The sequence below is a fragment of the Blautia luti genome (genome assembly GCF_013304735.1).
Classification (GTDB): domain Bacteria; phylum Bacillota; class Clostridia; order Lachnospirales; family Lachnospiraceae; genus Blautia_A.
Genome location: NZ_JAAITI010000068.1, coordinates 1 through 8,173, shown reverse-complemented (window position 1 = coordinate 8,173; position 8,173 = coordinate 1). Strand labels below are relative to the sequence as shown.

The 8,173-nt window shown below is 38.4% G+C and carries 10 protein-coding genes and 2 pseudogenes; 11 read left to right on the top strand and 1 reads right to left on the bottom strand.

Annotated elements, in window-relative coordinates; translation table 11 throughout:
• The first annotated feature begins 69 nt into the window (after window positions 1-69).
• The 3 genes and pseudogenes from G5B06_RS18300 to G5B06_RS19885 form a co-directional block, all read left to right on the top strand.
• Window positions 70-942, top strand: a complete 873-nt coding sequence (locus G5B06_RS18300) for an SLC13 family permease (protein ID WP_244092724.1) — start codon at window positions 70-72, stop codon at window positions 940-942.
• Between the two features lie 404 nt (window positions 943-1,346).
• Window positions 1,347-2,000, top strand: a complete 654-nt coding sequence (locus tag G5B06_RS18295) for a hypothetical protein (RefSeq protein ID WP_330597025.1) — start codon at window positions 1,347-1,349, stop codon at window positions 1,998-2,000.
• A 142-nt stretch (window positions 2,001-2,142) separates the two neighbouring features.
• A pseudogene (locus tag G5B06_RS19885) lies at window positions 2,143-2,502 on the top strand (IS4 family transposase); the annotation flags it as partial.
• Here G5B06_RS19885 and G5B06_RS18290 read toward each other — a convergent pair.
• Window positions 2,493-2,876: pseudogene (locus G5B06_RS18290) on the bottom strand (plasmid mobilization protein); the annotation flags it as partial. The pseudogenes G5B06_RS19885 and G5B06_RS18290 sit on opposite strands and share 10 nt — an antisense overlap.
• Before the next feature lie 185 nt (window positions 2,877-3,061).
• Between G5B06_RS18290 and G5B06_RS18285 the strand changes: the two are divergent.
• The 8 genes from G5B06_RS18285 to G5B06_RS19880 form a co-directional block, all read left to right on the top strand.
• Window positions 3,062-3,211, top strand: a complete 150-nt coding sequence (locus G5B06_RS18285) for a hypothetical protein (protein ID WP_173762146.1) — start codon at window positions 3,062-3,064, stop codon at window positions 3,209-3,211.
• Window positions 3,212-3,257: 46 nt separating this feature from the next.
• On the top strand, window positions 3,258-3,683 hold the full coding sequence (locus G5B06_RS18280; protein WP_129976200.1) for a GNAT family N-acetyltransferase: 426 nt from the start codon (window positions 3,258-3,260) through the stop codon (window positions 3,681-3,683).
• Between the two features lie 27 nt (window positions 3,684-3,710).
• Window positions 3,711-4,589, top strand: a complete 879-nt coding sequence (locus G5B06_RS18275) for a LysR family transcriptional regulator (RefSeq protein WP_173762145.1) — start codon at window positions 3,711-3,713, stop codon at window positions 4,587-4,589.
• A 126-nt stretch (window positions 4,590-4,715) separates the two neighbouring features.
• The gene (locus G5B06_RS18270; RefSeq protein WP_173762144.1) at window positions 4,716-5,186 is read left to right on the top strand and encodes a flavodoxin; all 471 of its coding nucleotides are present in this window, start codon (window positions 4,716-4,718) and stop codon (window positions 5,184-5,186) included.
• 28 nt (window positions 5,187-5,214) lie between these two features.
• On the top strand, window positions 5,215-5,982 hold the full coding sequence (locus G5B06_RS18265) for a carboxymuconolactone decarboxylase family protein (RefSeq protein WP_173762143.1): 768 nt from the start codon (window positions 5,215-5,217) through the stop codon (window positions 5,980-5,982).
• Window positions 5,983-5,992: 10 nt separating this feature from the next.
• Window positions 5,993-6,997 (top strand): aldo/keto reductase, encoded by a 1,005-nt coding sequence (locus G5B06_RS18260; RefSeq protein ID WP_021650152.1) that lies wholly within the window; start codon window positions 5,993-5,995, stop codon window positions 6,995-6,997.
• Between the two features lie 21 nt (window positions 6,998-7,018).
• A complete protein-coding gene (locus tag G5B06_RS18255) occupies window positions 7,019-7,210 on the top strand; it encodes a hypothetical protein (protein WP_015526519.1) in 192 nt (63 codons plus the stop codon).
• A 689-nt stretch (window positions 7,211-7,899) separates the two neighbouring features.
• On the top strand, window positions 7,900-8,173 hold a 274-nt coding region (locus G5B06_RS19880), incomplete at its 3' end, for a DUF6017 domain-containing protein (RefSeq protein WP_244094423.1).

The window sequence follows — 8,173 nt, the reverse complement described above, 5'->3', positions numbered from 1 at the left end:
CTCACCCTTTCTTATCATAGAAGAATCCTATTTACAGAGATTTTTTCATAGTCTCGTTTCTTCCTGTCAATGGTGATCACCAATGATGTGGCATTGATTACTTTTGTTCCTCTTGCACTGATCATTGTGCATAAACTGCCAAAGGAACTGGGCAATTACTGGCTTCTTAAAATAGTAGCCATGCAGACAATCGCTGCTAATCTCGGAAGCATGCTCACACCAATCGGAAATCCGCAGAACCTTTATCTATATGCCAGAGCAGGGATGTCCGCGGCAGAATTAATAACCCTGATGCTTCCCTATTCCGCCACAGCACTTATCCTTCTTCTGATATGGATACAGGTAGCCGCTGCCAAAGCACCTCACATATGCGGTTCCGAAAAAGATAAAACTCTTTTGGGATTCTCTGACAGAAAAGAACTTAACATGGAATACCTGGCCGCTTACCTGATCTTATTTACAATCTGCTTGCTCACTGTTGCACGTATCATTCCATACCAGATTCCTCTTGTATTGGTTCTTATATATATGCTGCTAAGAAACAGGGAAAATATAAGCAGGGTGGATTACTCCCTGCTTGCCACCTTTATCGCATTATTTATTTTTATCGGCAATCTTGGAAGGATTCCGCAATTCAGCAGTTTTCTGGAAAGAATCATGGCAGGAAGGGAAACACTTACTGCTGTTCTTGCCAGTCAGATTATGAGCAATGTTCCCGCTGCGCTTCTTTTATCCGGCTTTACAGATAATTACCGGGCTTTAATTGTCGGAACCAATATTGGAGGTCTCGGCACTCTGATTGCATCCATGGCAAGCCTGATAAGTTTCAAATATATTGCAAAAGAAAACAGGAATCTGAGAGGGAAGTATTTGGGAATATTCACAGCCTCCAATATTATATTCATGATATTCATGTTAATATTGTATTTTTCTCTTAGATAAAGGTTTTCCCGGAATTACAAAAGCTATAGCAATTCTTTCTTCGCAAAAAATTCTCCGCGGCACTCTCCCATCCTGGAAGAAAAGCCGCGGAGAAATAAATATATTTTCGGTGCCAATACAAAGATCATTAATCTTTACACCACTTTACAACTTTTTCATAAAAAAATATCGTACAGGGCTTTCTGATGTATAATGAGTTTGCTCCAAAACATTACAAAGGAAAGTGACCCTGTACGAAAAAGACATTATACAACGAAAAGACTCTGACTGGTAGACTTCACAAATATTTTTTGATTTATTTTGAAACTTTTTCTGCTCCAACAGCAGATACTTTGTTTTTACTCGTTTTATCAATACTAACATTGGAATCTGTACATTCCATTCGATTTTTATATCAGCACTTTTTGTCTGGGATTACCACAAAATCCCTCAATACCTTTTACCACGCATGTTCCTATGCAAAAGTTGATTATTCCCACTTTATGAATATCACAGCTAAAGTTGCTTTGAGAATGATACCGGATTCACTGGCAACACAGCCGATATTTCTTTGTGTGGATGATACCATGGTAGCAAAGGCCGGAACTCGGTTTGAGAATGTTTCAAAACTCTTTGACCATGCCGCACATAATGGTTCCAATTATCTGAATGGACACTGCTTTGTAAGTATTATGCTTTGCATACCTGTATGGAAGAATGACAGGATGAAATATATTCCGCTGTTTTTGTACTCGTTCCGGTGGAATATTGAAACAAGCTACTATGAGCAGAAAACCTTCTGGTCACTTTGCAGGTATATGGTACGAAGCTGCAAGGGTATTGAAATGCTGGTAAATCTGATCAATATCTGTTATTGTGCAATGAAGATCTTACCCTATCAGGATGAGCAGTTTTCCGAATACCGTACAAAAAGTGTACAGGAGTTTCGTTTTGAATTAAGTCAGGGCATTCGCAGCCAGATATTTTTGACCAATTTCGTTAGAAACATCGAAACACATATAAAATCAAATGTTATCATAAAGGCTTTAAAACAGCTGATTCGTCAGCAAGTCTATTAATTATAAACTAAAACTTCCCACACCGATGCGGTGTGTTGAACCTTGAAAATTCAATATTTCAGCCAATAAAAAAGGCATAAATCTGTTCACTTTGGTATAATGGAGTTGACTAGAAACCATCTTTACAAAGGAGATTTATGCCATGTCCAGTATACCACAAAACCATTTCGATGAGAACGACTTAATCGACTGTGTTCAAAGATTTTTTTCCAAACATCATGTCGGCAAACTTCTTGCTAAATGCAACGGAATGAAAGAAAAAGGTGTTTCACCTGTTTCCCTGCTTCGTTACAAGCTCAGTAACATTTTTATCGGAAGAAGTATGTATATGCAGCAACGGACCGGCTCTTTTAAGGAACAGTTTTCTAAAAACACTTTCTATCGCTTCCTTAATTCTACAAAAACAAACTGGCTCCGTTTTACTTCTCTCCTTGCAGCAGATATCGTGAATAATGACATTCGTGATCTGACAAACCAAGAAAGAAAAAATGTATGTGTTTTACGATTGCCATTCATACCACCTGCCAGTTTCAGTACCTCTTTTCTCAATAGGAATAAGTCCGTGATGCACTGATGGATCTCATTTTCTATAGCACGTGACTGACTGCCACCACTGTTAAAATGCTTGGCGATCTGATTGAGATTCGATCCGATCTTTCCATATTCACTGACCAGTTTTCTGAGATCGTTCATGTCTGCAACAACTTCAATCTGATGATTGATTTGCTTTTCAAGTAGGAGTTTTCTCAGATATTCTGATCGACTAATGGACAAACAAGCAGCGCCTTGGTCTAATAAATCCAGTTCGACATCTGTAAGACGTAATCCTATAAAATGTCTGTGATTCAGTTCTTTATCTTTGTTTTTTGTTCTCATACTCCTCCTTCCGCTGAGACTATTTCTCCCACCGGGAGTCCACGTATTTCAATATCGGCTGTCCCTTCCGATATTAGAAATAGTGCTGTGAACACCTTTAGGTGGAACCAACAGACAAGTGAAACGTCTGTTATTGAGAGGGTATGGGGAGATCCCCATCAAGATAAATCCCATAGGAGAACAGGATGCCAAACGGCATTACTGTTAAACATGGGTGGATCTTGCTTTTATTTGTATCCCTCTATATAACGAAACGCTCAGAGGCTGTTTTACAGTGGGGGAAAAGAAAAAATATCAAAAAAATGATGATTAATGGTGAGCTTGTGATAGAATAGATAAAAGAGAAAAGCATAAAGGATGTTGTTGTGGAGAATATTTGTTATGATTAGAAAGTTGCTGAACAGAGATATCGATAGAGTCGCTGACATATGGTTAAAGACAAATCTGAAAGCACATTATTTTATTTCCAATCAATACTGGAAAAGTAATTATGAATTAGTGAAAGAAATGCTGTCACAATCCGAAGTTTATGTGTTTGAAGCAGATAAAATGATACAAGGATTTGTAGGACTAAATGATGAATATATCGAAGGTATTTTTGTCTCTGATGAAATGCAGTCATGTGGCATAGGTAAGCTTTTATTGGATTATATTAAGGATAAAAAAGTCAGCTTACGATTAAATGTATATCAGAAGAATGCCAGAGCAATTTCTTTTTACCAAAGAGAAGGGTTCATTATTCAATGTGAAGGTTTGGATGAAGATACTGGTGAAAAAGAGTACACTATGCTATGGAAACAAAAATAGAAATCGGAAGTTGTGGGAATAAAAAATATGGAATTAAGACTATTGCGCTATTTTCTGACAGTAGCAAAAGAACAGAGCTTTACAAAAGCAGCAGAACAATTGCATATTACCCAGCCAACGCTTTCCAGACAAATGGCAGCATTTGAAGAGGACCTGGGAATAACATTATTTATTCGAAACGGAAAGAAAATATCGCTTACTGATGAAGGAATTTTATTAAAAAGGCGTGCCCTGGAGATTCTTAATCTTGAGGAAAGAACGCTTGAGGAACTGAAAGGAAAAGAAGAGGTTGTAGAGGGCACGATAACCATTGGATGCGGTGAATTTGCAGCGGTGGAGACATTGGCGGAGATATGTAAAACATATAAAGAAAAATACCCGCTGGTTCAGATTGTATTGCATACTGCAACAGCAGATGCAGTGTATGAGATGATGAACAAAGGACTTATAGATATTGCATTATTCATGGAACCGGTGGACACCGAAGGGCTGGATTATATCCGGATCACAGATTGCGATCACTGGTGTGTTGGAATGCGGCCGGATGATCCGCTGGCAAAAAAAGAGTTTATAAGAAAAGAAGATCTTATTGGAAAACCATTGATCCTGCCGGAAAGAGTAAATGTTCAAAGTGAACTTGCCAATTGGTTTGGAAAAGACTTTTCGAAACTGCAGATTGCTTTTACAAGTAATCTTGGAACGAATGCCGGAGTTATGGCAGCAAATGGACTGGGCTATCCGGTATCCATCGAAGGTGCTGCAAAGTATTGGCGGGAGGATATTCTTGTACAGCGAAGAATTTCTCCTGAAATCACAACAAGTACTGTGATTGCCTGGAGACGAAACATTCCATATTCTTTGGCAGTCCGTAAAATGATTGAGGAGATTAATGCTTTTCAGGCATAAAATAAAATTCAATATAAGCATTAGACATAATGAAGCGATAGAGCTTAAAATAGATGTGTAAGATGAATGTAAATCTTATACATCTATTTTTTTGTGAAAAATACGTATAGAAAGGGGCTTTTTATTATGAGTAAAAAATTAGTGGCATTTTTCAGTGCAAGCGGAACAACAAAAAAAGTAGCACAGATGATCGCAGAGGAAGTAAAAGCGGATTTATTTGAGATTGAGCCAAAAGTTCCATATACAAAGGCTGATCTTGACTGGATGAATAAAAAATCTCGCAGCAGTGTGGAAATGAGTGATAAGAAATACAGACCGGAGATTATGAAGAAAAAGATGGATATAAGTTCTTATGACGAGATCTTTCTGGGATTCCCAATCTGGTGGTATGTAGCTCCGACAATTGTCAATACATTTTTGGAAGCCTATGATTTCAGTGGCAAAAAGATTGTGCTCTTTGCAACATCCGGTGGAAGTGGATTCGGTAATACTGTAAAGGAATTACAGCCATCTGCACCGGATGCAGTTATCACAGAAGGCAGCCTGTTAAACCGTGGAACAAAAAAGGAAATCAGTGAGTGGGTAAAATCTTTATAAATAACAGTGCTATGGAGGTATACAGAAAATGGGAAAAATAATACAGACAGCAGGAAGAAATGCACTTGGTGAATTTGCACCGGAGTTTGCACATTTTAACGATGATGTCCTTTTCGGTGAAAACTGGAATAACCAGGATATTGACGTAAAAACAAGAAGTATCATCACAGTGGTTGCTCTGATGGCTTCCGGAATTACAGATTCTTCTTTAAAATATCATCTTCAAAATGCAAAAAATCATGGTGTAACACAAAAAGAGATTGCCGCAGTAATCACACATGTCGCATTCTATGCAGGTTGGCCAAAAGCATGGGCTGTTTTCAATCTTGCAAAGGAAGTGTGGGAAACAGGCGAAGGAGATTTGCCATACGAAGAGGAAGCGATGCGGGCGCATGCAAAAAAGATGGTATTTCCAATTGGTGCACCAAATGATGGTTTTGCACAGTATTTTTCTGGCAGAAGTTTTCTTGCACCGATTTCCACTTCTCAGGTTGGCATTTTCAACGTGACATTTGAACCCGGATGCAGGAATAATTGGCATATTCATCATGCAAAAAGCGGTGGCGGGCAGATCTTAGTATGTGTAGCCGGCCGAGGGTTTTATCAGGAAGAAGGCAGGGATGCGGTAGAAATGAAACCGGGTGACTGTATTAACATTCCGGTAGATGTAAAGCACTGGCATGGGGCCGCTCCGGATGAATGGTTTTCCCATCTGGCAATTGAGGTGCCGGGAGTGGATTGTTCCAATGAGTGGTGTGAGGCGGTATCGGAGAAAGAGTACGCTGGATTAAGATAAGGAGAGCACTATGGAATACGGTAAACTCGGAAATACAGATATAGAAGTGTCAAAATTATGTGTGGGCTGCATGAGTTTTGGGAAAGCTGGAACCATGCATGACTGGACGTTGGATGAAGCTGAAAGTGAGAATGTTATCAAGCATGCACTTGATTTGGGATATAACTTTTTTGATACAGCAAATGGATATTCAGCAGGAACAAGTGAGGAATATTTAGGTAAAGCATTGAAGAAAAATGTAGCGAGAAATCAGGTTGTGATTGCATCCAAGGTATATTTTAATGAAGGTCGTTTATCAAGACAGGCAATCATGAGGGAAATAGATGGAACTCTGTCACGTCTTGGAACCGACTATCTTGATTTATATATCATCCATAGATTTGACTATGATACACCAATTGAAGAAACTATGGAGGCACTGCACGATCTGGTAAAAGCAGGAAAGGTCAGGGCACTTGGTGCATCTGCCATGTATGGATATCAGTTTTATAATATGCAGTTAGCCGCAAGAGACAATGGATGGACACCATTTTCTGCGATGGAGAATCATTATAATTTGCTTTACAGAGAGGATGAGAGAGAATTGCTACCAATTTGTAAGCAAATGAAAGTTTCGTTAATGCCGTATAGCCCTCTTGCAGCCGGACATCTGGCAAGACCACAGTGGAAATCAGAGTCTCTTCGTGGAACCACGGATAGGGTTGCCATGGGAAAATATGATAAGACTGAAGCGGAAGACATGCAGATAGTTAAACGTGTAGCGGAGCTTGCCGAAAAGTATAACTGCAAAATGTCCCAGATAGCCATTGCATGGCAGTGGGCAAAGGGAATTCTATCGCCTATTATTGGGGCAACCAAAACGCAGTATCTGGATGATTCAGCCGGAGCATTTGACATTAAATTAACTGCCGAAGACCTTGCATATCTTGAAGAGCCATATGTTCCACATGAGATAGTTGGTGCAATTGATAAAAATCCGGCGCAAGGTGTTATTTTGCTTGATGAAAAGAAATAATAAAGAACTAGGTGTAGCCATATGAAGAAATATTTATCAGTTATTCTGGAAATTATCCTCACAGCCTGTCTGGTTGCATGTGGTAGTTCTAACAAGGATTCCGTGAACGATGATAAACAAGAGGTAAGACTGGGAAAAATGAATATGCCAGAGCGTGAGGTTGTAGAATTGCTGAGTAACGGAGACGTAGAATTAAAAATTTCGAAAGAATGAAATTACTGTTTTTCTATACGAAGAGCTCGACAGATTTTAGATAATTGCGATCTGTGAAGGATTTGCAATTTTAGGAATGATATTTTTGATTATCAGTCGATAGTCCACTTCCAGTTTGTTGAATTAAAAATGAAATAAAGTTTCAGTAATCATAGAGTGTATGGATTCAATTCCATATGCTCTTTTTCTTTTACTTAATTTCAAGAAAAATGCAGAAATCTAATGTTACGAGTTTCTTACGAGTGGCATTAAAAAAACTCGCAAGAAAACTCGTAAGAAAAAAAGTAAAAAAATTTGCTTTTGACCACTGTAAAACAGGCTCTGAGCGTTTCGTTATATGAAGGGATAATTTTTCTTTCATAATTCAAAGAAAAGAGGACAAAGAAATGTCAGAGAACTGGATGACGAAACAGGAATTGGTCTGATTGAGAAACGCAGACAGGGATTTGGAAAGGTGAACGTTATCTACGTGAAAACCTTTATGCCTGAGAAAACAGATGAGAAAAAATTTGGAGAGGAATTAAAGAAGTTTAAAAAACAAACTTCTGTGGAAAATGAGGAATCTACAGAAGTTTACAATTCAAACTTCATAAAGTCCTAAAATCAAACTTCTAGAAGTCCCGAAAACAAACTTCAAGAAGTTTACATTTCAAACCCTAATAATACTAATCTTAGTGATACTGAAATGAATGATAATAAATCTAATCATATCTGTGGATGAGAAAAGATTTGATAGCGATAATCACTCTGAGGATTATCAGGCTTATGAAAACCTTGTCAAGGAGACCATTGATTATGAATCACTGGAAGTAACCCATCATGATGATATGCGGCAGGTAGATGAAATCGTGAACCTGATCGTAGAAACTGTGATGTGTAAAAACGACAAGATATTGATTGCCAGCAATTGGTATCCGGCATCACTGGTGAAGAAAAAATTTCTGATGCTGACCTATTCACATA